Raw genomic sequence first — 24,634 nt, 5'->3', positions numbered from 1 at the left:
CGCGCGGCCGGAGCCGGAAGCTGCGTATGGTGAGACAGGACCAGGAAGGGGAGCCCGGCGCATGGACGTGAAGGACGGCAAGGACCCGAAGGAGGCCGAGCGCCTTCGGGTGGGCGCCGCCGTGCGCAGACGCCGCCGGGCGCTCGATCTCACCCTCGCCGCGGTCTCCGAGCGCAGTGGGCTCTCCGTGCCCTTTCTGAGCCAGGTGGAGAACGAGCGGGCCCGTCCCAGCGCCCGCTCGCTCCAGCGGGTCGCCGACGCCCTGGAGACCACCGTCGGCAAGCTGATCGAGGCGTCCGACGCTGCGCGCACCATCGCCGTCGTCCGCGCCCCCGACGACGAGGGCCTCACCGCCCCCGGCGCGCCCGCCGCCCGCAGGCTCGTCGGCGGACGCCACCAGCTGGAGGCCCTGGAGTTCACCGGCGAGTACGACACCGGAGGCGAGTTCCAGCACCGCAACGACGAGGTGATGTACGTCGCCGACGGCGCGGTGGAGGTCGAGGCCGAGGGCCGCGCCCACCGCCTCGGCCGCGGTGACACGCTGTTCCTCTCGGGTGGCGTACGGCACCGGTGGCGCGCCACCGTCCCCGAGACCCGGATCGTCGTCGTCATGGTCGCCGAGCACATCGAGACACCCCCGGACGCGTAGCCGGTATGCGGGTCGTCTCCCTGGTGCCCTCCCTCACCGAGGCCGTCGCCGTCAGCGCCCCCGGGCTGCTGGTCGGCGCGACCGACTGGTGCGACAGGCCCGCCGGGCTCGACGTGGTGCGCGTCGGAGGCACCAAGAACCCCGATGTCCCCGGGATTCTCGCGCTGAACCCCGATCTCGTGATCGCCAACGAGGAGGAGAACCGGGCCCCCGACCTCGACGCGCTGCGCGCCGCCGGCGTCCGGGTGCTGGTCACCGAGGTGCGCGCGCTGCCCCAGGCGTTCCGCGAACTCGAACGGGTCCTCGTGGACGGCTGCGGGCTCGCCCGGCCGCGCTGGCTGGCCGAGGCCGAGAGCGCCTGGGCCGAGCTGCGGCCCCCGGAGCGGTCGCTGCCCGCCGTCGTGCCCGTCTGGCGGCGGCCCTGGATGGTCCTCGGCCGGGACACCTTCGCGGGCGATCTGCTGCGCCGGCTCGGAGTGCGCCAGGTGTACGCCGGTCACCACGACCGCTACCCACGCGTCCCCCTGGACGAGCTGCGCGCGAGCGGCGCCGCCCTGGTGGTCCTCCCCGACGAGCCCTACCGCTTCACCGCCGACGACGGCCCCGAGGCCTTCCCCGGGCTGCCCTGCGCCCTGGTCAGCGGCCGTCACCTCACCTGGTACGGGCCCAGCCTCGCCGAGGCGCCCGCCGTCATCGGCGCGGCGCTGCGAGCAGCTCTCCGCTGACCACCCCGCGCGCGGTGCGCACCGCCGCCACCGCCCACGCCGCCACCAGCAGCCCGTACAGCACGGCCGCCACCGCCGTCAGGGCCGTCAGGCCGGTACGGTGCGCCAGCCCGGCCGCGCCCGTGACACAGGTGCCGACCGGGAAGGTGAACGCCCACCAGCTCAGCGAGAACGGCATCCCGCGCCGGAGCGCGCGGACCGTCATCGCGCCCGCGATGGCCAGCCACAGCAGCGCGAACCCCAGCACCGGGACGCCGTGGACCACCGCGAGCGGCGCCAGCGCGGCGGCGTACGGGGTGTCGGCCGCCGCCATGTTGCCCGCGGCGGTGACCGACTGGCCCAGCGGGCCGAGCACCAGGAACAGCGCGGGGGTGAGCGCGAGCGGCAGCGGGCCGTGGTGGATCAGCCGGGAGAGGATCAGCGGCAGGAGCAGCAGCGTCGCCAGGGCGCTCATCCCGAAGAGCGCGCCGGCGCCGAGCAGCACCGTCGCCCGCCAGGCCCCCTCGGGCAGATACGGGACGAGCAGCGGGGCCGACGAGGCGGCGACCATCGGGGCGACCACCGGCAGCAGCCACACCGGGGATGCCGTGCCGGGGGCGACCCGGTGGCGCACGACCATCAGATACGGGATTCCCGCCGCCACCACCAGGGCGCTGAGGGTGCCGGTGGTGATGAGCACGGACGCGAGCACCACGGCCGCGCTCTCCCCGATCACCTCCCCGCCCACCGCCAGGGCGGCGGTGCCCACCGCGAGCTGGGCCATCGGCAGACAGCCGTGGAAGGGTGCCACCGCCGGGTCGAGGAGATGGGCCCGGGCCTGATCGCGGTGGTACAGCCAGTGCCCGGCGCGCGCGGCGAGCAGCGCCGCGAGGAGCAGCGCCGACGCCGCCCAGACGGCCGCGAGCGCCGGGCGGGCGCCGGGGACGGGGAGCGCGGCGCCCGCGGTGGCGACCACGGCGGTGCCCATCACCGCCGCGTACCAGTTCGGGGCGAGACCGCGCAGGGCGGGGAGGCGCCCGGGCGGCGGTGTCCCGAGGGGTGTCCCGAGGCGCGGGGTGGGGCGCCGGCCGGGGTGTACGACGGTGGTCATGCCACCACTGTCCGGTCCGCCGGCCCCCCTCACCAGGAGTCTTCGGACTATGGGGTCATAAGCTGGGTTGATGAGTGACAGCGAGGCGAAGGTGCCGCTGGCGCACCGGGTGCCCGACCTGGGCGCGCTGGAGCTGCTGCTCGCCGTCGCCCGGCACGGCAGCCTGGGCCGGGCCGCCCGGGAGCTGGGGATCAGCCAGCCGGCGGCCAGCGCCCGCATCCGGTCCATGGAGCGCGGGCTCGGGCTCGCCCTGGTGGACCGCTCACCGCGCGGCTCCCGGCTCACCGGGGCGGGGGCGCTGGTCACGGACTGGGCGCGACGGGTGGTGGAGGCGGCGGAGGCCTTCGACGCCGGGGCGCAGGCGCTGCGGGGGCAGCGGGACTCGCGGCTGCGGGTGGCCGCGTCCATGACGATCGCGGAGTATCTGCTGCCCGGGTGGCTGATCGCGCTGCGGACGGACCGGCCGGGGACGGCGGTGTCGCTGTACGCGGGGAACTCGGCGGCGGTCGCGGAGCGGCTGCTCTCCGGGGAGGCCGACCTCGGGTTCGTGGAGGGGCTGGCGGTGCCGGAGGGGCTGGACGGGGCGGTGATCGGCCATGACCGGCTGGTGGTGGTCGTGGCTCCCGGCCATCCGTGGGCCGGAGGGCGGGGGGCGCTCACCCCGGGGGAGCTGGCGGGGACGCCGCTGATTCTGCGGGAGCGCGGGTCGGGGACCCGGCAGGTGCTGGACTCCGCGCTGTCGGGGCACGGGGGGCTGGCGGAGCCGCTGCTGGAGCTGGCGTCGACCACGGCGGTGAAGGGGGCGGTGATGAGCGGGGCGGGGCCGGCGGTGCTCAGTGAGCTGGCGGTGCGGGAGGAGGTGGGGGCACGGCGGCTCATGGAGGTGCGCCTCCAGGGGGTGCCGCTGCGCCGGGCCCTCCGCGCGGTCTGGCGCCGCGCGCACCTGCCCGCGGGCCCGGCGCGCGAGCTGCTCACCCTGACGACCGCCTCCCCACCCCGCCCCACCCCATAGCCCCACGGGCCCGTGCCCGGGTTTCCCCTTTGGGGTGGGCCGTTTCAGCCTGTCCGGCGTTTGAGGACGGGCCTTGTGCGGGAGGTGTGCGGGCCGAGGGTGGGTCCTCGGGCTTCTGTGCCCGGGTTTCCCCTGTGGGGTGGGCCGTTTCAGCCTGTCCGGCGTTTGAGGACGGACCTTGTGCGAGAGGAGCCCGGGCCGGGCGTGGGCCCCGCGCCCCCGGCCCCGCGGCCCCCGCCGGCAGCCCCCACCAGCGCCGCCATCAACCGTTCCTCACCCCCCATCTCCGGATGCCACTGCACCCCCACCGCCCAGCACCCCTCCATCTCGACCGCCTCCACCACCCCGTCCTCCGCCCAGGCCCCCACCACCAGCCCCGGCGCGAGCCGGTCCACCGCCTGGTGGTGGTAGGACGGCACCTCCACCGCCTCCGGCGCGATGGCGGCGTACCGCGTCCCCGGCACCGGCTTCACCGTGTGCGAGGTGAAGACGCCCTCGCCGCCGGTGTGCCCCTCCAGGTGCTGCACCAGCGTCCCGCCCAGCGCCACGTTCAGCAGCTGCATGCCCCGGCAGATCCCCAGCAGCGGTGTCCCCGCCGCCAGCGCCGCGTGGATCAGGGCGAGTTCCCAGGCGTCCCGCTCGGCGGCCGGCGGCCCCGTGCGGGGGTCCCGTTCGGCCCCGTACCGCACCGGCTCCACATCCGCCCCGCCCGCCACGACCAGCCCGTCCAGCCGCGCCACCACCTCCGGCGCGGAGTCCGGGCCGGCGTCGGGCGGGAGCATGGCCGCCAGCCCGCCCGCCCGCTGCACCAGCGCCGGGTACTGCGCGGGCAGCAGCGCCGCGGGCATGCTCCACACCCCCCAGGCGGCCTGGTTGAGATAGGTCGTGATTCCGATGAGCGGCTTGGTCACCAGGGCTCCACTGGACGTGAGGTGGTCAGTCGCGCTTCAGCTCCGCCTCGGCCGCCGCGAGCGCCGCGAACTCCTCCTCCGGCGCCCTGGCGACGAGATGACGCCGACTGTAGATCGCGAAGTAGGCCAGCGCGACCGCGTACACACCCAGCGCGATGAAGGCCGCGTCCCGGTCGACCAGGAACGTCGCCACCAGGGCGCAGAGCGCGAGGACGAAGGCCACCGACGAGGTCAGCGTGCCGCCGGGAGTGCGGTACGGGCGGTGCAGCCCGGGCTCCCGGCGGCGCAGGACGATGTGCGAGAGGGCCATCAGCGCGTAGCTGATGGTCGCGCCGAAGACCGCGATGTTCAGCATGCGGGCCCCGTCGCCACTGGACGCGGCGAGCGCGAACCCGATCGCTCCCGGTATCAGCAGCCCGAGATAGGGCGATTTGCGGCGGCTGGTGAGGGAGAGCACCCGGGGCAGATATCCGGCCCGGGAGAGCGCGAACAACTGCCGGGAGCCCGCGTAGATGAGGGAGAAGAAGGACGCGACGAGGCCCGCCAGCCCGGCGTAGTTGACGAATCGGCTCAGCCCGGTGGGGGCACCGTCCCCCTGGAGCGCCACCACCAGCGGATTCCCGGCCTCCTGGATCGCCGATGAGCCCCGCGCGCCGGTGGCGGCGAGGAAGGTGAGGGCGGCGAGGACGACCAGGACCCCCAGGGAGACCGCGAGCGCCCGGGGCATCGAGCGCACCGGGTCCCTGGCCTCCTCGGCGGCGAGCGGAACCCCCTCCACCCCGAGGAAGAACCACATCCCGAAGGGGAAGGCCGCCCAGATCCCCAGGAGTCCGTACGGCAGCCAGGAGTTGGCGCCGAAGGCGTCCTCGTCGGCCGGGATGTCATTGAGGTGCGCGGCGCTGAACTCGGTGAAGGCGCCGACCGCGAAGATCAGCAGCGCCGCCACCGCGATGGCGGTGACGACCAGGCTGAAGCGCAGGGCCTCGCCGACGCCCCAGAGATGGATGCCGATGAAGACCGCGAAGCAGGCGAGATAGACCGGCCAGCCGGATTCGAGGCCGAAGAGACCCAGCGACTCGACGTAGTCGCCGATGAAGATGGAGATCGCGGCGGGGGCGAGGATGTACTCGATCAGGATCGCGGTCCCGGTCAGAAACCCGCCCCAGGTGCCGAGCGCCCGCCGGGCGAAGCCGTAGCCGCCGCCGGCGGTGGGCAGGATCGCCGACAGTTCGGCGAGCGCGAAGACCAGACAGGCGTACATCACTCCCATGAGCAGGGTCGCGATGGCCAGCCCGCCGAAGCCGCCCTTGGAGAGACCGATGTTCCAGCCGGAGAAGTCGCCGGAGACGACATAGGCGACGCCGAGCCCGGTGAGCAGCAGCCACCCCGCGCTGCCCGTGCGCAGGGCGCGCCGCCGGAGATAGGGGTCGTGGGGGTGGCTGTCCACGGGTGGGGAGACAGGGGAGGGGGAGCGGTCGGTGGTGCCTTCGGCCATGAGAAGCTCCTGGCTTGCAAAGGTTTGTGCGAACACCTTTGCGGCCGGGTGCGGAATGCGCAAGCCTCCTGCGCGGAGCGGTGCCCGGGCAGCCCTCAGAGGGTGCGCGCGGGCAGAAACCCCCGCAGCAGCGCCGCCGTCCCCTCGCAGTGCTCCCGCATCACCTCGCGCGCGCCGTCCGCGTCCCCGTCGAGCACCGCCTCGACGAGCGCGGTGTGCTGGTGCTGGGAGTGTTCGAGGTTGCGCACCAGCAGCGGTATGCAGTCCAGCAGGTCGTTGAGGGTCGCGCGGACGGCGGCGTACTGACCGGCGAGCGTGGGGGAGCCGGCCAGCTCCGCCAGGGTCAGATGGAACAGGGTGTCCCCGCGGCGGTACTCCGCCAGCGGCGCGTCACGGGTCGCGGCCAGCGCGGTACGGAGCCGCCGGGCGCGCTCCCCGGTGAGCCGGTGACCCGCGCACAGCCCCGCGGCCCCGGTCTCCAGCACCTCGCGGAAGCGCAGGGTGTCCTCCACATCGACCCCGGCGACCCGCCGCCGCAGCTCCTCCTCGCCGGCCGAGCCGTCCCGGCCGAGCACGAAGGTGCCGCCGTACCGGCCCCGCCGGCTCTCCACCAGACCCTGGTCGGCGAGGACCTTGAGCACCTCGCGCAGGGTGACCCGGCTGATCCCCAGACGCCGGGCCAGCTCCCGTTCGGCCGGCAGCCGCTCCCCGCCGGACACCAGCCCGAGCCGCAGCAGCTGGAGGAGCTGCTCCAGCGCCTCCTCGAAACCGTTCCCCGCCCGCACCGGGCGCAGCGGGGGCACCGGCCGGCCGGTCTCGTCTTCTCTCCTGGCCACGTCGACGGTGTCCTCTTCCCAAGCAATGGTCTTGAGCAATACCTTATGGCTTCCGGCTGATCCAAGGAGGCGTACGTCCCGTGGCAGACCGCACACCCCCGCTCGGCACCGAGGAGCTGCGAGCCCTCGTCGCGAGCGGAGAGATCGACACCGTGGTGCTCGCCTTCCCCGATATGCAGGGACGCCTCCAGGGCAAACGGTTCGCCGCGCCCTTCTTCCTGGACGAGGTCCTGGAGCACGGCGCCGAGGGCTGCAACTACCTCCTCGCCGTCGACACCGAGATGAACACCGTCGACGGCTACGCCATGTCCTCCTGGGACCGCGGCTACGGCGACTTCTCCCTGCGCCCCGACCTCGCCACCCTGCGCCGTGTCCCCTGGCACGAGGGCACCGCGCTGCTCGTCGCCGACCTCGCCTGGAGCGACGGCTCCCCCGTGACGGCGGCCCCGCGCCAGATCCTCCGCCGCCAGCTGGAGCGGCTGGGGGAACTGGGCTACACCGCCCGGGTCGGCACCGAGCTGGAGTTCATCGTCTTCAGGGACACCTACGAGGACGCCTGGGACCGCGGCTACCGGGACCTGACACCGGCGAACCAGTACAACACCGACTACTCCGTCCTCGGCACCGGACGGATCGAGCCGCTGCTGCGCCGCATCCGCCGGGAGATGGCCGCCGCCGGGCTGACCGTGGAGTCCGCCAAGGGCGAGTGCAACCCCGGCCAGCACGAGATCGCCTTCCGCTACGACGAGGCCCTCGTCACCTGCGACCAGCACGCCGTCTACAAGACCGGCGCGAAGGAGATCGCCGCACAGGAGGGCGTATCGCTCACCTTCATGGCCAAGTACAACGAACGCGAGGGCAATTCCTGCCATATCCATCTCTCGCTCGCCGGGCCGGACGGCGGCAACGCGATGGCCGGCGAGGGACCCGGCGGCATGTCCGGCCTCATGCGGCACTTCCTCGCCGGACAGCTCGCCGCGCTGCGGGAGTTCTCCCTGCTGTACGCGCCCAACATCAACTCGTACAAGCGGTTCCAGCCCGGCTCCTTCGCGCCCACCGCCGTCGCCTGGGGCCACGACAACCGCAGCTGCGCCTTGCGGGTGGTCGGACACGGGCGCTCGATGCGCTTCGAGAACCGGCTGCCCGGCGGGGACGTCAACCCCTATCTCGCGGTCGCCGGGCTGGTCGCGGCGGGGCTGCACGGAGTGGAACAGCGGCTGGAGCTGCCCCGTGAGTCCCCCGGCAACGCCTACACGGCGGGACACGCCCGGGTCCCGGCGACCCTGCGGGAAGCCGCCGAACTCTGGGAGAACAGCGCCCTGGCCGCTGCGGCCTTCGGCGAGGACGTCGTCGCGCACTACGCCAACATGGCGCGCGTGGAGCTGGCCGCGTACGACGCCGCGGTGACCGACTGGGAGCTGCGCCGCTCCTTCGAACGACTCTGACCACCCCGTTCCCACTCCCTTCCCCCCCACCCGCCGCCCCTGTCCCTGTCACCGCGAGGAGCGCCGTGCCGCACGCCCACCACGAAGTCCTCAACCCCGCCACCGGCGAACTCGTCCGGGCCGTACCCGCGACCACCGTCCCCGAGGTCGCCGCCGCGGTGACCCGGGCCGCCCGCGCCCAGCGGTCGTGGGCCGGGGCCGCCCCCGCCGACCGGGCCCGGCTGCTGCGCCGGTTCGCCGCCGTCGTGGACGGCCACACCGAGGAACTCGCCCGGCTGGAGGTGCTCCAGGCCGGCCACACCATCGGCAACGCCCGCTGGGAGGCCGGCAACGTCCGCGATCTGCTCGACTACGCCGCCGGGGGAGTGGAGCGCCTCAACGGCCGGCAGATCCCCGTCGCGGGCGGCCTCGACATCACCCTCCTCGAACCGCTCGGCGTCGTCGGGGTGATCGCCCCCTGGAACTTTCCCCTGCCGATCGCCGCCTGGGGCACCGCCCCCGCCCTCGCCGCCGGGAACGCCGTCCTCCTCAAACCCGCCGAGACCACCCCGCTGACCGCGCTGCGCCTCGCGGAACTCGCCCTGGAGGCGGGCCTGCCCGAGGACCTCTTCCAGGTGCTGCCGGGCGCCGGGGACACCGCCGGACAGGCCCTGGTGGACCACCCCGGAGTGGCCAAGATCGTCTTCACCGGCTCCACCGCCGTCGGCAAGGGCATCATGGCCCGGTGCGCCGCCCAGGTGAAGCGGGTCACCCTCGAACTCGGCGGCAAGAGCCCCAACATCGTCTTCGCCGACGCCGATCTGGAGGCCGCCGTCGCCGCCACCCCCATGTCCTTCCTCGACAACAGCGGCCAGGACTGCTGCGCCCGCACCCGCATCCTGGTCCAGCGCTCCGTCCACGACCGCTTCCTGGAACTCCTCGCCCCGGCCATCGCCGCCGTCGTGGTCGGCGACCCCGCCGACGAGCGGACCCAGATGGGCCCGCTGATCTCCCGGCGCCAGCGGGACCGCGTACGGTCGTACGTCCCCGACGGCCATCCCGGCATCCGGGGCACCGCGCCCGACGGGCCCGGCTTCTGGTTCCCGCCCACCGTCCTCACCGGCCTCGCGCCCGACGCCCCGGCCGCCCGCGAGGAGGTGTTCGGGCCGGTCGCCGCCGTCTTCCCCTTCGACGACGAGGCCGACGCCATCCGGCTCGCCAACGACACCGACTACGGACTCTCCGGCTCCCTCTGGACCCGCGACATCGGCCGCGCCATCCGGGTCTCCCGCGCCGTCCGGGCCGGCAACCTCTCCGTCAACTCCCACAGCAGCGTCCGCTACACCACCCCCTTCGGCGGCTACCGGCACTCCGGCCTCGGCCGGGAACTCGGCCCCGACGCCCTCACCGCTTTCACCGAGACCAAGAACGTCTTCCTCAGCACGGAGGCCTGAGCACCATGACCGAGACTTCCCTCTGCCGCCGCCTGGTGGGCCGTACCGCGGTCGTCACCGGAGCGGGGAGCGGCATCGGACTCGCCACCGCCCGCCGGCTCGCCTCCGAAGGCGCGCACGTCGTCTGCGGGGACATCGACGCGAGCGCGGGCACCGCCGCCGCCGAGGCCGTCGGCGGGCTCTTCGTCCAGGTCGACGTCACCGACGCCGAGCAGGTCGAGGCCCTCTTCGGCGCCGCCCACGACACCTACGGCTCCGTCGATGTCGCCTTCAACAACGCCGGTATCTCACCCCCCGACGACGACTCCATCCTCACCACGGGACTGGAGGCCTGGCGGCGCGTCCAGGACGTCAACCTCACCTCCGTCTACCTCTGCTGCAAGGCCGCCCTCCCCTATATGCGGCGCCAGGGCCGGGGCTCCATCATCAACACCGCGTCCTTCGTCGCGATCATGGGCGCCGCCACCTCCCAGATCTCGTACACCGCCTCCAAGGGCGGGGTCCTCGCCATGTCCCGGGAGCTGGGCGTGCAGTTCGCCCGCGAGGGCATCCGGGTCAACGCGCTCTGCCCGGGGCCCGTCAACACCCCGCTGCTCCGGGAGCTGTTCGCCTCCGACCCCGAGCGCGCCGCCCGCCGGCTGGTGCACATCCCGGTCGGACGGTTCGCCGAGGCGGACGAGATCGCGGCGGCCGTGGCCTTCCTCGCGAGCGACGACGCCTCCTTCGTCAACGCCACCGACTTCCTGGTGGACGGAGGTCTGTCGGGGGCGTACGTCACGCCCCTCTAGCGGCGGAAGGCCCCGGAGGGCCGTTGCGGGGCCCCGGAGGCCCCGGAGATCTCAGGGGCCTCCGGGCTCTCGGGGGCCTCAGGAGTCTTCAGAGGAAGGTGCGACCCTCGCCCCGGTACGTCGGCACCTCGGCGGTCACCCGGTCGCCCTCTATCAGGTGGAGCGCGGCGAAACGCTCGCACAGCTCCCCGGCCTTGGCGTGCCGGAACCAGACCTTGTCACCGATCAGCAGATCGTCGGCGGCGGCCCCGAGCAGCGGGGTCTGCACCTCACCCGCGCCCTCCTGGCGGACGTAGCGCAGTCCCCCGGGGAGATACGGGACGGGCGAGCGGTCCCGCCCCGCGGCCCCGGACGCCGGATAGCCGCCGCCGAGCACCGTCACCACACCCACCCCGGGACGCCGCACCACGGGAAGGGCGAAGAGCGCCGCGGGGCGTCCCGAGAAGGAGGTGTAGTGGTCGAACAGCCGGGGCAGCAGCAGCCCGGAGCCCGCCGCTATCTCCGTCACCGCGCTCTCGGCCGCCGTCTGCTGGACACTGCCCGTGCCCCCGCCGTTGACGAACTCCAGCTCCGGGACGACGGCCCGCACCGCCCGCACGGTCTCGGCCCGCAGCCCGGCCAGCTGCCGCCGGGCGACGTGCTGCATCAGCCGTATCGCCCGGGACGTCACCGGGGAGCCGGGGTACGAGTCACCGACGCCCGCGACATGCCCCTCGTACGCCATCAGCCCCACCAGCCGGAAACCGGGCCGCCGGGCGACCGTCCGGGCCAGCTCCGCCACCTGGCCCGGCTCGGCCAGCGGGGAGCGGCGCGCCCCTATCCGTACCCGGCCGCCCAGCAGCCGCAGCGCGGTGTCGAGTTCCAGACAGACCCGGATCTCCTCCGTGCCGCCCGCGCGGGCCCGGTCGATCAGATCGAGCTGCGCCGGGTCGTCCACCAGCACCGTCACGGCGGCGGCGAGTCTCCCGTCACCCGCCAGCTCGGCGAACGAGGCCCGGTCGGCGGACGGATACGCCAGCAGGACGTCATCGAACCCGGCCCGGGCCAGCCACACCGACTCGGCCAGCGTGAACGACATCACCCCGCGGAACCCGTCCCCGGCGAGCACCCGCTCCAGCAGCGCACGGCAGCGGACGGACTTGCTCGCCACCCGGATCGGCTTGCCGCCCGCCCGGCGCGCCAGATCGGCGGCGTTGGCGTCGAAGGCGTCGATGTCGACCACCGCGAGCGGGGCGTCGAGACGGGCGGTGGCGCGGTCGTAACGGGCCCGGTCCACAGCACTGGGGATCATGGGGCGAGCCTGCCAGAAGGGACTACCGAGGGGTAGGGGGACGTTCTGGGCAGATCCCCACGGCGCCGGGGTCAGAATCCCTCGGGAGGGGCACCAACCCGTAGAGTGACGCGGGACGCGGTACCGGACCGGGCGCCCCGGAAGGGCGGAACAGCCGGTGCACGGGGACGAGATCACGGGGGGCGGAATGAGTACGGAGGCGGAACGCCCTCCCCTCCCAGGCTCCCCCGCCCCCGACGAGACCCCGCCTCCGCCCTCCCCCTCCGCGCGCGTTCCGGACGCGCTGCTCCCTCCCGAGCCCGCCCCGCCCGGCCCTCGCTCGGGACTCACCGATCTGCTGCCGCCCGGCGACGACGGGAAGGCCCGGGCACCGCGCCGTGAGCGTGAGCCGGCCGCGGCCGACGAGGACACCCGCTCGCTGCGGCGGGGGCCGGCCGCCTCCGGCGAGGCCCCCCGCGCCCCGCGCCGCCGGCCCGTCGCGTCCGACGAGAACACGCGTGCGCTGCGGCGGCAGCCCCCGGCGCCCGGCTCCCGCCCGGCACCACGGCAACCCGCGCCGGACCCCCGTACCGAACCGCCCGCCCCCCGGCCTCCCGCCCCCCGGCCTCCCGCTCCCCGGTCGCCCGCCCCCCGGTCGGCTCCCCCCGGACCGCCGCCGCCCCCGGCCCCTCCCGGGACCCGGCGCGTGCCGCTGCCCGACGAGGACACCCGTTCCCTGCGCCGGGCGCCCGGCCCGGGCGACCGGGCGCGGACCTCCGCGCCCCGGCCCGCTCCCTCCCCCGGGCCCGCGCGCCGCCCCGGGGCGGCCCCGCCCCGCCCCCCGTCGCCCCCCGAGGGCCGCACCGCGCCACCCCGGCCCCGGACCTCGCCCGAGCGGCCCGGACCGATGCCGCCCCACGCGGTCACCGGCCCGTCCCACGCGGTCACCGGCCCGTCCCGTGCCGCCGGACCGCCCGGGGAGCCACCGCGCCCGCCCGGCCCTCCCCGGGTCTCCCCGGAGCGCTACCGTCCGGCGCCCCCCGCCGAGCCCCCGGCCTTCGTCCAGGCGTACGGCGCCCTGCCCATGGCCGAACACCCGGCCGGGACGACCGCGCGGCTCCGGCCCGTCCGCGCCCGACGGCCCATACGCACCGCCGCCGCGCTCGCCTGTGTGGTGCTCGGGCTCGGCCTCATCGGCGGCGCCGCCACCGGGAGCTGGCTCACCGGGGACTCCAGCGCCGACACCACCGCCCAGACCGCCTACACCGAGGGCCGCACCCTCTGGTACAGCCTGCCGGTGGACACCCTCTTCCCCCGCACCGTCCACGGCAGGGGCGCGGGGCCCGGCGGCGCCGACCGGGTCTGGACCCGGGTCGCCGTGGCACCCGACGGAAGCTGCGCCGAGAGCCTCGACCCCCTGCTCGTCCGCGCACTCCAGCCCGTCGGCTGCACCCGGGTCCTGCGCGCCACCTACACCGACGCCACCTCCAGCCATGTCACCACCGTCGGGATGGTCTTCACCAAGGGCGGCGCCGCGTCCATGCACGCCCTGGAGTCCCGCTTCACCACCGAGCGCCTCGCCGAGCGCGCCGATCTGATGCCCCGCGCCTTCCCCGCCCCCGGCACCGTCGCCGCCCGGTTCGGCGAGCGGCAGCGCGCCAGCTGGAGCATCGACGTCCTCACCGACGCGCCCGTCGTCGTCTACGCGGTCTCCGGCTTCGCCGACGGCCGCGCCGTCACCGACCCCAGGCCCGCCGGCGAGGCCCGCGCCAAGGGCGCCACATCGGCTCCGGCGCAGGCCGGGCTCGGCCATGAGGCCAAGGGCCTGTCGGACGGCATCGAGAGCGCCCTGCGCGCCGGCCTCGGCACGGCCGCGGAGCCCCGGTCATGACCCCGGGAACGGACGGAGCGCGCCGCCGGCACCGGTTCGCCGCCACCCTGCTGGCCGCCGCGCTCGCCCTGGTGGCCGCGGCCCCCGCGCACGCCGACGGCATACGGCCCCAGCAGTGGGGCCTCGACGCGCTCAACACGGACGAGGCGTGGCGTACGAGCAAGGGCGCGGGGATCACCGTCGCCGTGCTCGACACCGGGGTCGACGACCAGCACCCCGACCTGCTGGGCAATGTCCTGCCCGGCAAGGACCTGATCGGCTTCGGCGCGACCCGGGGGGACCGGGCCTGGGCCCGCCACGGCACCGCGATGGCCGGGATCATCGCGGCGCACGGCCACGGCCCGGCCGGCGGGGACGGGGTCATGGGGATAGCGCCCGAGGCGAAGATCCTGCCCGTGCGGGTGATCCTCGAAAGCGGCGACAAGGCCCGGGACAAGGCCCGCAACTCCCGGGGCACCGCCCTGGCGAAGGGCATCCGCTGGGCCGCCGACCACGGTGCGGACGTCATCAACCTCTCCCTCGGCGACGACAGCGAGTCGGCGCACGCGGAGGCGGGGGAGGACGCGGCCGTGCGGTACGCCCTCTCGAAGGGGGCCGTGGTGGTGGCGTCGGCGGGGAACGGCGGGGAGAAGGGGGACCGGGTGTCCTATCCGGCGGCCTACCCCGGCGTGATAGCGGTGACGGCGGTGGACCGCTACGGGACCCACGCGTCCTTCTCGACCCAGCGCTGGTACGCCACGGTCAACGCGCCCGGGGTGGATGTGGTCATCCCCGACCCCGACCGGAAGTACTACCAGGGGTGGGGGACGAGCGCCGCCGCCGCGTTCGTCTCCGGGGCGGTCGCGCTGGTGCGCTCGGCGCATCCGGAGCTGACCCCGGCGCAGATCAAGAAGCTTCTCGCGGAGACGGCCCGGGACAGCCCCGAGAACGGCCGGGACGACGCCAAGGGGTACGGGATGGTGGACCCCGCCGCGGCGATCCGGGAGGCGGGGAAGGTGCGGGCGGGAGATCCGAAGGCGGCGACGGCGGGGTACGGGAGGGAGTTCTTCGGGCCGGGGCCGCAGCCGGTGGAGGTGGGGGCTGAGCCGGCGGAGTGGCTGGCGCCGGTGGCGGGGGGTGCGGGGGCGCTGATCCTCGCGACCGGCATCGCCCTCTGGCGCACCCCCCGCCCCCCACCCCGCCGCTGACCCCCCGACCAACCCGGCCCACCCGGGGGCACCTCTCGGAGGCGCCCCGAGCAACCCCAGCCCGTCCGGCGTTTGAGGACGGACCCCGCACCACGGGCAACCCGAGCAAATTCAGCCCGTCTGGGGGCACCTCCCAGAGGCAGCTCTGGGGGAGTTTGAGGACGGACCCTGTGCGACAGGTGCCCGCGCCTGTGCATCTTCAGCCCGTCCGGCGCTTGAGGACGGACCCCGCACCACGGGCAACCCGAGCAAATTCAGCCTGTCCGGCGTTTGAGGACGGACTCTGTGCCACAGGACCCCGCATCCCGCGGGCCACGGTCGGGGGCCAGCCCCCGAACCCCCGCTCCTCAAACGCCGGAGGGGCTGGATTTCGTGCCTCGGCACGCCCGGAGCGCCGAGGCTCGCGGCAAGAGACCGAGCCCCCCCGGGGGCAGCCGGGACCCGCGGAGGAATTAGGGTCGAGGGGTGGCGCTCAAGAACATCCCGGACCCCGGTTTCCCCGACGACGACGGCACCGCCGACCCCCGGCTCACCGCAGCCCTCACCACCTGGGCCGCGGACCGCACCGCCGAGACCCCGGTGCTGGAGGCGCTCCGGGACGCCCGCCTGCTCGTCCCCGTGGTCGCCGTCCTCGGCGAGACCGAGATCGGGCCGAACGGACTCCCGCAGGAGAAGACCAGCGACATGGCCGTCCCCACCCTCACCGCCGGCCCCCGCCGAGCCCTCCCCGCCTTCACCTCCATCGCCTCCCTGGCCCGCTGGAACCCGGAGGCCCGCCCCGTCGCCGTCCCCCTCCACCAGGCCCTCCAGGCAGCCGCCCACGAGCGGGCGGACACGCTCGTACTGGATCTCGCGGGCCCCGTCACCTACCAGCTCACCGGCCCCGCGCTGCGGGCCCTCGCCGAGGGCCGCACCAGCACGGACCCGCTCGACGACCCCGCCGTCACGGACGCCGTGCGCGAGATCCTGGCCGCCGAGCCCGCCGTGGTCCGCGCCCATCTGGGCCCGGGCGGCGCGGACGCGGACGGGACCCTCGCCCTGGTGCTCGCCCCGGACGCCGTCCCGGCCCGGGACGCCCACCGGGTCGCCGAGGCGCTCGCGGGCCATGACGCGCTGAGGGCCCGCCTGGTGCGGGGCCTCGACCTGGCACTGCTGCCGGCCGGTGCCGCCGCTCCGGGCGAGCCCTTCTTCGTGCGGTAGCGCGGTCCGCGCGGCGGCGGATCAGCCGTAGACGGGCCCGGTGTACTTCTCGCCGGGCCCCTGCCCCGGCTGGTCCGGCACCAGCGACGCCTCGCGGAAGGCGAGCTGGAGCGACTTCAGGCCGTCCCGCAGCGGTGCCGCGTGGAAGGAGCTGATCTCGGTGGTGCTCGCGTCGAGCAGCCCCGCCAGCGCGTGGACCAGTTTGCGGGCCTCGTCCAGGTCCTTGTGCTCCTCGCCCTCCTCGGTCAGCCCGAGCTTGACGGCGGCAGCGCTCATCAGGTTCACCGCGACCGTGACGATCACTTCGACGGCGGGGACCTCGGCGATGTCGCGGGTCATGGCGTCGAAGTCGGGAGAATCCGGAGATCCGGTGAAATCGGTGTCAGGGGTCGCGTCACTCATGACGCACACGATATGCCCCGCCCCGCGCGACACGGCCGGGGCCACCGGTTAGCCCCATCCCGGCGGAGCTGCTAACCTTGTGTGACGACCGGCTGGACGCATCTGTGTCCGGCCCACAAGTGGAGGCTCCGATCTCCCACCCGACCGACCTCCGGGACGGCGGGTCACCGGTCAGGTGGCGCCCATCGTTCCGTACGGACGATGGAAGTCGCCCGATGTGCGCCTCGCGGCTGGCCGCGGCGGTGCTCCGGTTTTGAGGAGCTGCCGCCTGTGTCCCGTCCGGGGCATTTTTCATGTTCCGGCGCGGTTGGTCTTACCAAACAGACGTTGCGCGGCTGCCTGCCAGTCGGTCGCGTAGTGCTACCGAGGAGGATCCATCAGCGCCGAGCCCCGCATCAACGACCGGATTCGCGTTCCGGAAGTGCGGCTTGTCGGTCCCAGCGGCGAGCAGGTCGGAATCGTCCCGCTCGCCAAGGCCCTTGAGCTCGCACAGGAGTACGACCTTGACCTGGTCGAGGTCGCGGCGAACGCCCGGCCGCCCGTGTGCAAGCTCATGGACTACGGGAAGTTCAAGTACGAGTCGGCCATGAAGGCCCGTGAGGCGCGCAAGAACCAGGCGCACACGGTCATCAAGGAGATGAAGCTCCGGCCGAAGATCGACCCGCACGACTACGACACCAAAAAGGGTCACGTCGTCCGGTTCCTCAAGCAGGGTGACAAGGTCAAGATCACGATCATGTTCCGTGGTCGTGAGCAGTCCCGCCCCGAGCTTGGCTACCGCCTGCTCCAGCGTCTCGCGTCCGATGTCGAGGACCTCGGGTTCATCGAGTCGAACCCGAAGCAGGACGGCCGGAACATGATCATGGTTCTTGGCCCGCACAAGAAGAAGACCGAGGCCATGGCCGAGGCGCGTGAGGCCCAGGCCGCACGGAAGGCTGACCGCGAGGTCGCGAAGGCCCAGGCCGACGCGCCCGCCGAGGCGCCCTCCGAGGGGTGACCCGAGGGGCTGCCGTGAGGCGCCCCCGGTCCCGCCCGGATTCAGAAACCAAGATCTGACGCTCCCGCACGCATGCCGGTACCCCGTGTGCCGGTGGGAGCGCCACTGACGAGGAGATAACGGCGCTATGCCGAAGAACAAGACGCACAGCGGTTCCAAGAAGCGCTTCAAGATCACCGGCACCGGCAAGGTGCTCCGTGAGCGCGCCGGCAAGCGCCACCTGCTCGAGCACAAGCCGTCCACGCTGACGCGACGCCTCTCGGGCAACGCGGAGATGGCTCCGGGCGACGCCAAGAAGATCAAGAAGCTTCTCGGCAAGTGACGTTCCTCTGTTCCCGCCTCCGGTGACGGAGCCGGGGACGGATCGACGTCGAGACCGGGACCTCATCGAATTCGGGCCGTGTGGGTACCACCACGGCCCCGCTACAAGGAGTTAACAAGTGGCACGCGTCAAGCGGGCAGTCAACGCCCACAAGAAGCGCCGGGCAATCCTCGAGGCCGCCAGCGGCTACCGCGGTCAGCGCTCGCGCCTGTACCGCAAGGCCAAGGAGCAGGTCACCCACTCCCTGGTCTACAACTACAACGACCGGAAGAAGCGCAAGGGCGACTTCCGCCAGCTGTGGATTCAGCGGATCAACGCCGCCGCCCGCCAGAACGGCATGACGTACAACCGCCTCATCCAGGGTCTGAAGGCCGCCAACATCGAGGTGGACCGCAAGATGCTGGCCGAGCTGGCCGTCAACGACACCAACGCGTTCGCCGCGCTGGTCGAGGTCGCGCAGAAGGCTCTGCCGGCCGACGTGAACGCGCCGAAGGCCGCGGCCTGAGCCGTGCGCTGAGGCAGCCGCCGAGGCATGTGCTTTCCGGACCCGCAGGCCACTGGCCTGCGGGTCCGAGTGCTTCCGCCGCCCGGGCGGCCCTCTCCTGATCCGGTCCGGCCCGCCGCCCGGGCGGCCCCCTCGTGACCGTGTCCGGCCCCGGCGCCGGCCACCACTTGGAACCGTGTCCCCGGCCGCACGCCGGAACGAAGAACCCCGTGCAGACGAAAGTGAGCCCATGGCCGCCCCCGAGTTGATCTCCCCGCGTTCCTCCCGCGTCGCCGCCGCCCGCCGGCTCGCGAGGCGGAACTTCCGCGGCAAGGAGCGGCTGTTTCTCGCCGAGGGCCCCCAGGCCGTACGGGAGGCCGCCGGACACCGCACGGACGGCGAGGCGACCCTCGTCGAGCTGTTCACCACCCTGGACGCCGCCGAGCGGTACGCGGACATCATCGGAGCCGCCCGGGACGCGGGCGCCCAGGTCCATCTCGCGGACGAGACGGTGATCGCCGACATCTCCACCACCGTCACCCCGCAGGGCCTCGTCGGCGTCTGCCGCTTCCTGGACACCCCCTTCGACGCCGTGGTCGCGGCCCGGCCGAGGCTCGTCGCCGTGCTCGCCCATGTGCGCGACCCCGGGAACGCCGGCACCGTGCTGCGGTGCGCGGACGCCGCCGGAGCCGACGCCGTCGTCCTCACCGACGCCTCTGTCGACCTCTACAACCCGAAGGCCGTCCGTGCCTCCGTCGGCTCCCACTTCCACCTCCCGGTCGCCGTCGGCGTCCCCGTCGAGGAGGCCGTACGGGCCCTCAAGGGCGCCGGAGTGCGGGTGCTCGCCGCCGACGGCGCGGGCGAGGACGACCTCGACGCCGAACTCGACGCGGGCACCATGGGCGGCCCCACCGCCTGGATCTTCGGCAATGAGGCCTGGGGGCTGCCCGAGGAGACCCGGGCCCTCGCCGACGCCGTGGTGCGCGTGCCGATCCACGGAAGGGCCGAGAGCCTGAACCTGGCGACCGCCGCGGCCGTTTGCCTCTACGCGTCGGCGCGCGCCCAGCGCGCCGGGGGCGCGCGCTGAAGGCCGGGGCATCGGCCACGGCACGCCGGGCTCACTCGGGGGGAGCACTCGCCCGGGGGCTCCGCAGGGTCACATCCAGCTAGTAGGGTGACGGGCTCGGGGGCCCACTGGAGTGCCGGCCGAGAGGTGGGGATACGGGGATGTCAGTCGGGACGAGCAGGCCCATGGAGACACACGGGGCCTTGCTGTGCCCTGTCGGCGACCCCGGAATGTTCGGGCTCGACCCCGACGACCTGCCCGACGGCCTCGTCGTCGCCGACGAGGCCGGCCGGGTGATCTGCTTCAACGCGGCAGCCGCCCGGATCACCGCCGTCGACCGGGACCGGGCCCTGGGACAGACCCTGGAGCGCGCACTGCCGCTGGAGGACCTCAAGGGCCGCCGCTGGTGGGCCCTGACCGACCCCTACGGCGGCCTCTCCACCCGTGTCGGCCAGCCCGAGCGGAATCTGCTGCTCCCCGGCGGACGCGAGGTCCTGGTCTCCGCGCGGTACGTCCGCGAGCGCCCCACCGGGCCGATACGGCGGCTGGTCATCAGCATCCGCGGCACCGAGGCCCGCCGCCGCAACGAGCGCAGCCACGCCGAGCTGATCGCCACCGTCGCCCATGAGCTGCGCTCCCCGCTGACCTCGGTCAAGGGCTTCACCGCGACCCTGCTGGCCAAGTGGGAGCGGTTCACCGACGACCAGAAGCGGCTGATGCTGGAGACCGTCGACGCCGACGCCAACCGGGTCACCCGGCTGATCGCCGAGCTGCTCGACATCTCCCGGATCGACTCCGGCCGGCTGGAGGTGCGCCGGCAGCCCGTGGACATCGCCGCGGCCGTCGGACGGCATGTCCAGGCGCACACCGCGAGCGGCCAGAGCCCGGACCGCTTCTTCGTCCGCATCCGGCGCGAGCTGCCCGTTCTGTGGGCCGATCCCGACAAGATCGATCAGGTGCTCGGCAATCTCCTGGAAAACGCGGTGCGCCACGGCGCCGGAACCGTCACCATCGAGGTGGCGCCGGCAGCGGCGAAGGACGACGAGAGAGGCACGGCCGTCACCGTGAGCGACGAGGGTCCCGGCATTCCCGAGGAGTCGATGGGCCGCGTCTTCACCCGCTTCTGGCGGGGCAGCAAGCGCGGCGGCACCGGCCTCGGCCTCTATATCGTCAAGGGCATCGTCGAGGCCCACGGCGGCACCATCACCGTCGGCCGCGGGCCCGGGGGCGGCGCCGAGTTCCGGTTTATCCTGCCCGTGGGCACTCCGGCGCATCTGGCCTGAGCCCCCACGGGCCTCCCGCACCCGCCGCACCGGGCCGCGCGGCGGGACCGGGGCCACCGTCCCCCGGACCGGTACCCCCGGCGTGCCCTTTAGACTGAATCTTTGGCACCTTCGCGCCCTCGCCCCGCCGCGCGGGGGTGGCTCGGTCCGGGGGTGTTCCCCGGTACACGCAGCACTCAGCGCAGCACCAGCCAATCGGAAGCACGGGAAGAGATGTCGGCACCGAACAAGTCGTACGACCCTGTCGAGGTCGAGGCACTGAAACCGGAAGAGATCGAGCGCATGCGGGACGAGGCGCTCGCGGCCTTCGCCGCCGCCGGTGACCTCGAAGCGCTCGCCCACGAGAAGGTCGCGCACACCGGCGGTGCCTCGCCGCTCGCGCTCGCCAACCGTGAGATCGGGGCGCTCCCGCCGCAGGCCAAGGCCGAGGCCGGCAAGCGCGTCGGCCAGGCCCGGGGCGCGGTCAGCAAGGGCCTCGCCGCCCGCCAGGCCGAGCTGGAGGCCGAGCGCGACGCCCGGGTGCTGGTCGAGGAGGCGGTGGATGTCACCCTTCCGTACGACCGGGTCCCGGCCGGCGCCCGCCACCCGCTCACCACGCTCTCGGAGCGCATCGAGGACGTCTTCGTCGCCATGGGCTACGAGGTCGCCGAGGGCCCCGAGGCCGAGGCCGAGTGGTTCAACTTCGACGCGCTGAACATCGGCCCCGACCACCCCGCGCGCGGCGAGGCGGACACCTTCTTCGTGGCCGCCCCCGACGGGTCCGCCGACTCCGGTGTGGTGCTGCGCACCCACACCTCGCCGGTGCAGATCCGCTCCCTGCTCGACCGCGAGCCCCCGGTCTATGTGATCTGCCCCGGCCGGGTCTACCGCACCGACGAGCTGGACGCGACCCACACCCCCGTCTTCCACCAGGTCGAGCTGCTCGCCGTCGACGAGGGCCTGACCATGGCCGACCTCAAGGGCACCCTGGACCACATGGTGCAGGCGCTCTTCGGCGAGGGCATGAAGACCCGGCTGCGGCCGAACTTCTTCCCCTTCACCGAGCCGTCCGCCGAGATGGACATGGTCTGCTACGTCTGCCGCGGCGCGTCCGTCGGCAACCCGGACCGCCCCTGCCGCACCTGCTCCAGCGAGGGCTGGATCGAGCTGGGCGGCTGCGGGATGGTCAACCCCAAGGTCCTCACCGCCTGCGGTGTGGACGCGAGCAAGTACAGCGGATTCGCCTTCGGGTTCGGCATCGAACGGATGCTGATGTTCCGCCACAACGTCGAGGACATGCGAGACATGGTCGAGGGTGACATCCGTTTCACCCGGCCGTTCGGGATGGAGATCTGATGCGGGTCCCGCTTTCATGGCTGCGGGAGTACGTCGACCTGCCGGCGACGGAGACCGGCCGTGACGTACAGACCAGGCTCATCGCCGCCGGCCTGGAGGTCGAGGCCGTCGAGACCCTCGGCGCCGGGCTCACGGGCCCCCTCGTGGTCGGCCAGGTCCGCTCCATCGAGGAGCTGACCGAGTTCAAGAAGCCCATCCGCCACTGTCTGGTGGACGTGGGCGCGGCCAACGGCACCGGTGAACCGCAGGAGATCATCTGCGGCGCCCGGAACTTCCGGGCCGGTGACAAGGTCGTCGTGGCCCTGCCCGGCGCCGTGCTCCCCGGCGACTTCGAGATCGCCGAGCGCAAGACGTACGGCCGGATGTCCCGGGGCATGATCTGCTCCACCGACGAGCTGGGCATGGGCGACGACGGCACCCACGGCATCATCGTGCTGCCGCCGGAGCACGAGGTCGGCACCGACGCCACCGCGCTCCTCGAGCTGTACGACGAGGTCCTCGACATCGCCGTCACCCCCGACCGCGGCTACTGCCTCTCGCTGCGCGGTGTCGCCCGCGAGACCGCCACCGCGTACGGGCTGCCGCTGCGCGACCCCGCGCTGCTGGACGTGCCGGGACCCAACGCGCACGGCTACGGAGTCCGGGTCGCCGACCCCGTCGGCTGCGACCGCTTCACCGCGCGCACCGTCGTCGGGCTCGACCCCGAGGCCCGCTCCCCGATCTGGCTGACCCGCCGCCTCCAGAAGGCGGGCATGCGCCCGATCTCGCTCGCCGTCGACATCACCAACTACGTGATGCTGGAGCTGGGGCAGCCGCTGCACGCCTACGACCGCACCCTCGTCGACGGACCGATCGGGGTCCGCCGCGCCGAGCCCGGTGAGAAGCTCGTCACCCTCGACGGCGTCAAGCGCACCCTGGACGCCGAGGACCTCGTCATCACCGACAACCGGGGGCCCATCGGCCTCGCCGGGGTGATGGGCGGCGCCAACACCGAGATCGCCGACGCCGAGCCCGACCCGGAGACCGGTGCGGTCCGGGGCACCACCGAGGTGGTCATCGAGGCCGCGCACTTCGACCCGGTCGCCATCGCCCGCACCGCGCGCCGCCACAAGCTGTCCTCCGAGGCGTCCCGGCGCTTCGAGCGCGGTGTGGACCCGCAGGCCGGGGCCGCCGCGGCGCAGCGCACCGTCGATCTGCTGGTGCTGCTCGCCGGCGGCACCGCCGAGGCCGGTGTCACCCAGGTCATCTCGCCCTCCGCGCCGCACACGATCGCGATCCCCGCCGGCCACCCCGACCGGGTCGCCGGTGTGGAGTACGGCCGGGAGACCGTCGTACGCCGCCTCCAGGAGGTCGGCTGCGACGTCTACGGCCAGGACGAGCTGGTCGTCACCGTCCCCTCGTGGCGCCCCGACCTCACCGCGCCCAACGACCTCGCCGAGGAGGTCATCCGGCTGGAGGGGTACGAGAACCTGCCCTCCACGCTGCCCCGGCCCCCGGCCGGGCGCGGGCTCAGCGAGCGGCAGCGGCTGCACCGCCGGGCCGGCCGCGCGCTGGCCGGCGCCGGCTATGTGGAGACGCCGAACTACCCCTTCATCGGCGAGCAGGTCCTCGACCAGCTCGGCCTCCCCGCGGACGACCCCGCCCGCAGGCTGGTCAGGCTGGTCAACCCGCTCTCCGACGAGGAGCCGGCGCTGCGCACCACGCTGCTGCCCGGTCTCCTGGGCGCGCTGCGCCGCAACGCCGGGCGCGGCAGCCACGACCTCGCCCTCTTCGAGACCGGGCTGGTCTTCCACCCGGCCGCCGAGGCACGGCGCGCTCCGTCCCTCCCCGCCGACCGCAGGCCCACCGACGAGGAGATCGCCGCGCTCGACACCGCGCTGCCGGCGCAGCCCCGGCACGCGGCGGTCGTCCTCACCGGCTCCCGGGAGCGCTCCGGCTGGTGGGGCGCCGGACGCCCGGCCGACTGGGCGGACGCCATCGAGGCGGCCCGGGTGGTCGCCGCCGAGGCCGGCGCGGAGCTGACCGTCGAGCAGGGGCGGTACGGCCCGTGGCACCCCGGCCGCTGCGCCGCGCTCCATGTCACGGTCGACGGGGTGAAGACGCCGGCCGGACACGCCGGTGAGCTGCACCCGCGCGTCATCAAGGCGCTGGGTCTGCCCGCGCGCACCTGCGCCATGGAGCTGAACCTGGACCTGGTGGAGCGGGCCGGCGACACCGCGCTCACCGCACCGAGGATCTCCGGTTTCCCGGTGGCGACCCAGGATGTGGCGCTCGTCGTCGACACGGAGATCCCGGCCGCCGCCGTGGAGAGCGCGCTCACCGCCGGCGCCGGCGAACTGCTGGAGTCCATCCGGCTGTTCGACATCTTCACCGGTGACCAGATCGGGACCGGCCGGAAGTCGCTCGCCTACGCGCTGCGCTTCCGCGCCGCCGACCGGACGCTGACGGTGGAGGAGGCGACGGCGGCGCGCGACGCGGCCGTGGCCCTCGCCGCCGAGCGGACCGGAGCGGTGCTCCGCGGAGCCTGACCCACCGCACCGCACAGGGGCGCGTCCGGATTCCGGACGCGCCCCTGTGTGTTCCCCGCCGGAGCGGACAGCAAGGGGCCGCCGCGCGACTGGACGCGCGACGGCCCCGGTGGGCCCGGCGCGGAGTGGGGTGACACCGCGCCGGACCCGTCGGCGGTCCTCCGGCCGCTCGCAGCGTGGGTCGTTGCGGCGGAAGGCGGCGGGAGGACCGCCGGGTGCGGCCGGCGCCGCCCGTCCTGCCGCGGAGTGTCGGGCAGTTCAGCAGGACGGACGGCGCTCACGGCG

The 24,634-nt window shown here is 74.2% G+C and carries 22 protein-coding genes; 16 read left to right on the top strand and 6 right to left on the bottom strand.

Annotated features, from left to right (window positions below; genetic code table 11):
• Positions 1-61 precede the first annotated feature (61 nt).
• Entirely contained in the window at positions 62-649 is a 588-nt protein-coding gene (locus tag ACWCRA_RS05860) for a helix-turn-helix domain-containing protein (RefSeq protein WP_351555077.1), read from the top strand.
• A gap of 5 nt (positions 650-654) precedes the next feature.
• Complete coding sequence (locus ACWCRA_RS05855; RefSeq protein ID WP_451066912.1) at positions 655-1,374, top strand: helical backbone metal receptor; 720 nt, start codon at positions 655-657, stop codon at positions 1,372-1,374.
• Here the strand turns inward: ACWCRA_RS05855 and ACWCRA_RS05850 are convergent.
• Positions 1,340-2,464: an SLAC1 family transporter gene (locus tag ACWCRA_RS05850; RefSeq protein ID WP_451066911.1), complete on the bottom strand. Its 1,125-nt coding sequence runs from the start codon at positions 2,462-2,464 to the stop codon at positions 1,340-1,342. The two genes, ACWCRA_RS05855 and ACWCRA_RS05850, sit on opposite strands and share 35 nt — an antisense overlap.
• 70 nt (positions 2,465-2,534) lie before the next feature.
• Between ACWCRA_RS05850 and ACWCRA_RS05845 the strand changes: the two genes are divergently transcribed.
• Entirely contained in the window at positions 2,535-3,476 is a 942-nt protein-coding gene (locus tag ACWCRA_RS05845) for a LysR family transcriptional regulator (protein WP_351555086.1), read from the top strand.
• Positions 3,477-3,625: 149 nt separating this feature from the next.
• Here the strand turns inward: ACWCRA_RS05845 and ACWCRA_RS05840 are convergent, their stop codons facing one another.
• The 3 genes from ACWCRA_RS05840 to ACWCRA_RS05830 form a co-directional block, all read right to left on the bottom strand.
• Positions 3,626-4,390: a gamma-glutamyl-gamma-aminobutyrate hydrolase family protein gene (locus tag ACWCRA_RS05840; RefSeq protein WP_451066964.1), complete on the bottom strand. Its 765-nt coding sequence runs from the start codon at positions 4,388-4,390 to the stop codon at positions 3,626-3,628.
• 22 nt (positions 4,391-4,412) lie between these two features.
• Entirely contained in the window at positions 4,413-5,882 is a 1,470-nt protein-coding gene (eat, locus tag ACWCRA_RS05835; RefSeq protein WP_451066910.1) for an ethanolamine permease, read from the bottom strand.
• A gap of 95 nt (positions 5,883-5,977) precedes the next feature.
• On the bottom strand, positions 5,978-6,718 hold the full coding sequence (locus ACWCRA_RS05830; protein WP_351555091.1) for a FadR/GntR family transcriptional regulator: 741 nt from the start codon (positions 6,716-6,718) through the stop codon (positions 5,978-5,980).
• Between the two features lie 80 nt (positions 6,719-6,798).
• Between ACWCRA_RS05830 and ACWCRA_RS05825 the strand changes: the two genes are divergently transcribed.
• The 3 genes from ACWCRA_RS05825 to ACWCRA_RS05815 all read left to right on the top strand — a co-directional run bounded on the left by ACWCRA_RS05825 (position 6,799) and on the right by ACWCRA_RS05815 (position 10,384).
• Positions 6,799-8,163, top strand: coding sequence for a glutamine synthetase family protein (locus ACWCRA_RS05825; RefSeq protein ID WP_351555094.1), 1,365 nt, complete (start codon positions 6,799-6,801; stop codon positions 8,161-8,163).
• A gap of 65 nt (positions 8,164-8,228) precedes the next feature.
• The gene (locus ACWCRA_RS05820; protein WP_451066909.1) at positions 8,229-9,596 is read left to right on the top strand and encodes an aldehyde dehydrogenase family protein; all 1,368 of its coding nucleotides are present in this window, start codon (positions 8,229-8,231) and stop codon (positions 9,594-9,596) included.
• A 5-nt stretch (positions 9,597-9,601) separates the two neighbouring features.
• Positions 9,602-10,384, top strand: coding sequence for a 3-oxoacyl-ACP reductase (locus ACWCRA_RS05815; protein WP_351555100.1), 783 nt, complete (start codon positions 9,602-9,604; stop codon positions 10,382-10,384).
• 88 nt (positions 10,385-10,472) lie between these two features.
• Here ACWCRA_RS05815 and ACWCRA_RS05810 read toward each other — a convergent pair whose 3' ends face one another.
• A complete protein-coding gene (locus ACWCRA_RS05810) occupies positions 10,473-11,675 on the bottom strand; it encodes an amino acid deaminase/aldolase (protein ID WP_351555103.1) in 1,203 nt (400 codons plus the stop codon).
• 685 nt (positions 11,676-12,360) lie between these two features.
• Between ACWCRA_RS05810 and ACWCRA_RS05805 the strand changes: the two genes are divergently transcribed.
• From ACWCRA_RS05805 to ACWCRA_RS05795, 3 genes are all read left to right on the top strand, one after another.
• Complete coding sequence (locus tag ACWCRA_RS05805; protein ID WP_451066908.1) at positions 12,361-13,545, top strand: hypothetical protein; 1,185 nt, start codon at positions 12,361-12,363, stop codon at positions 13,543-13,545.
• On the top strand, positions 13,542-14,732 hold the full coding sequence (gene mycP, locus ACWCRA_RS05800) for a type VII secretion-associated serine protease mycosin (protein ID WP_351555106.1): 1,191 nt from the start codon (positions 13,542-13,544) through the stop codon (positions 14,730-14,732). Before ACWCRA_RS05805 ends, mycP begins: the two co-directional genes overlap by 4 nt.
• A gap of 465 nt (positions 14,733-15,197) precedes the next feature.
• Positions 15,198-15,932: an SseB family protein gene (locus ACWCRA_RS05795; RefSeq protein ID WP_351555109.1), complete on the top strand. Its 735-nt coding sequence runs from the start codon at positions 15,198-15,200 to the stop codon at positions 15,930-15,932.
• 21 nt (positions 15,933-15,953) lie between these two features.
• Here ACWCRA_RS05795 and ACWCRA_RS05790 read toward each other — a convergent pair whose 3' ends face one another.
• Positions 15,954-16,334: a DUF1844 domain-containing protein gene (locus tag ACWCRA_RS05790; RefSeq protein WP_351555112.1), complete on the bottom strand. Its 381-nt coding sequence runs from the start codon at positions 16,332-16,334 to the stop codon at positions 15,954-15,956.
• 376 nt (positions 16,335-16,710) lie between these two features.
• On the opposite strand from ACWCRA_RS05790, the gene infC reads away from it, so the two are divergent.
• The 7 genes from infC (at position 16,711) to pheT (ending at position 24,349) form a co-directional block, all read left to right on the top strand.
• Positions 16,711-17,331 (top strand): translation initiation factor IF-3, encoded by a 621-nt coding sequence (gene infC / locus ACWCRA_RS05785; RefSeq protein WP_351555148.1) that lies wholly within the window; start codon positions 16,711-16,713, stop codon positions 17,329-17,331.
• 127 nt (positions 17,332-17,458) lie between these two features.
• Positions 17,459-17,653 (top strand): 50S ribosomal protein L35, encoded by a 195-nt coding sequence (rpmI, locus tag ACWCRA_RS05780; RefSeq protein ID WP_250920741.1) that lies wholly within the window; start codon positions 17,459-17,461, stop codon positions 17,651-17,653.
• Between the two features lie 118 nt (positions 17,654-17,771).
• Entirely contained in the window at positions 17,772-18,158 is a 387-nt protein-coding gene (rplT, locus tag ACWCRA_RS05775) for a 50S ribosomal protein L20 (protein WP_351555115.1), read from the top strand.
• Positions 18,159-18,387: 229 nt separating this feature from the next.
• The gene (locus ACWCRA_RS05770; protein ID WP_351555118.1) at positions 18,388-19,224 is read left to right on the top strand and encodes a TrmH family RNA methyltransferase; all 837 of its coding nucleotides are present in this window, start codon (positions 18,388-18,390) and stop codon (positions 19,222-19,224) included.
• Between the two features lie 140 nt (positions 19,225-19,364).
• Entirely contained in the window at positions 19,365-20,486 is a 1,122-nt protein-coding gene (locus tag ACWCRA_RS05765) for a sensor histidine kinase (RefSeq protein ID WP_351555121.1), read from the top strand.
• 213 nt (positions 20,487-20,699) lie between these two features.
• Positions 20,700-21,821, top strand: a complete 1,122-nt coding sequence (gene pheS / locus ACWCRA_RS05760) for a phenylalanine--tRNA ligase subunit alpha (RefSeq protein WP_351555124.1) — start codon at positions 20,700-20,702, stop codon at positions 21,819-21,821.
• Positions 21,821-24,349: a phenylalanine--tRNA ligase subunit beta gene (gene pheT / locus ACWCRA_RS05755; protein WP_351555127.1), complete on the top strand. Its 2,529-nt coding sequence runs from the start codon at positions 21,821-21,823 to the stop codon at positions 24,347-24,349. The genes pheS and pheT overlap by 1 nt, the downstream gene beginning before the upstream one ends.
• Positions 24,350-24,634: the final 285 nt, after the last annotated feature.

This window comes from Streptomyces sp. NPDC001889, from assembly GCF_053594535.1.
Note: the sequence above shows the minus strand (reverse complement) of the source record. Positions and strands in the feature narration are given on the sequence as shown.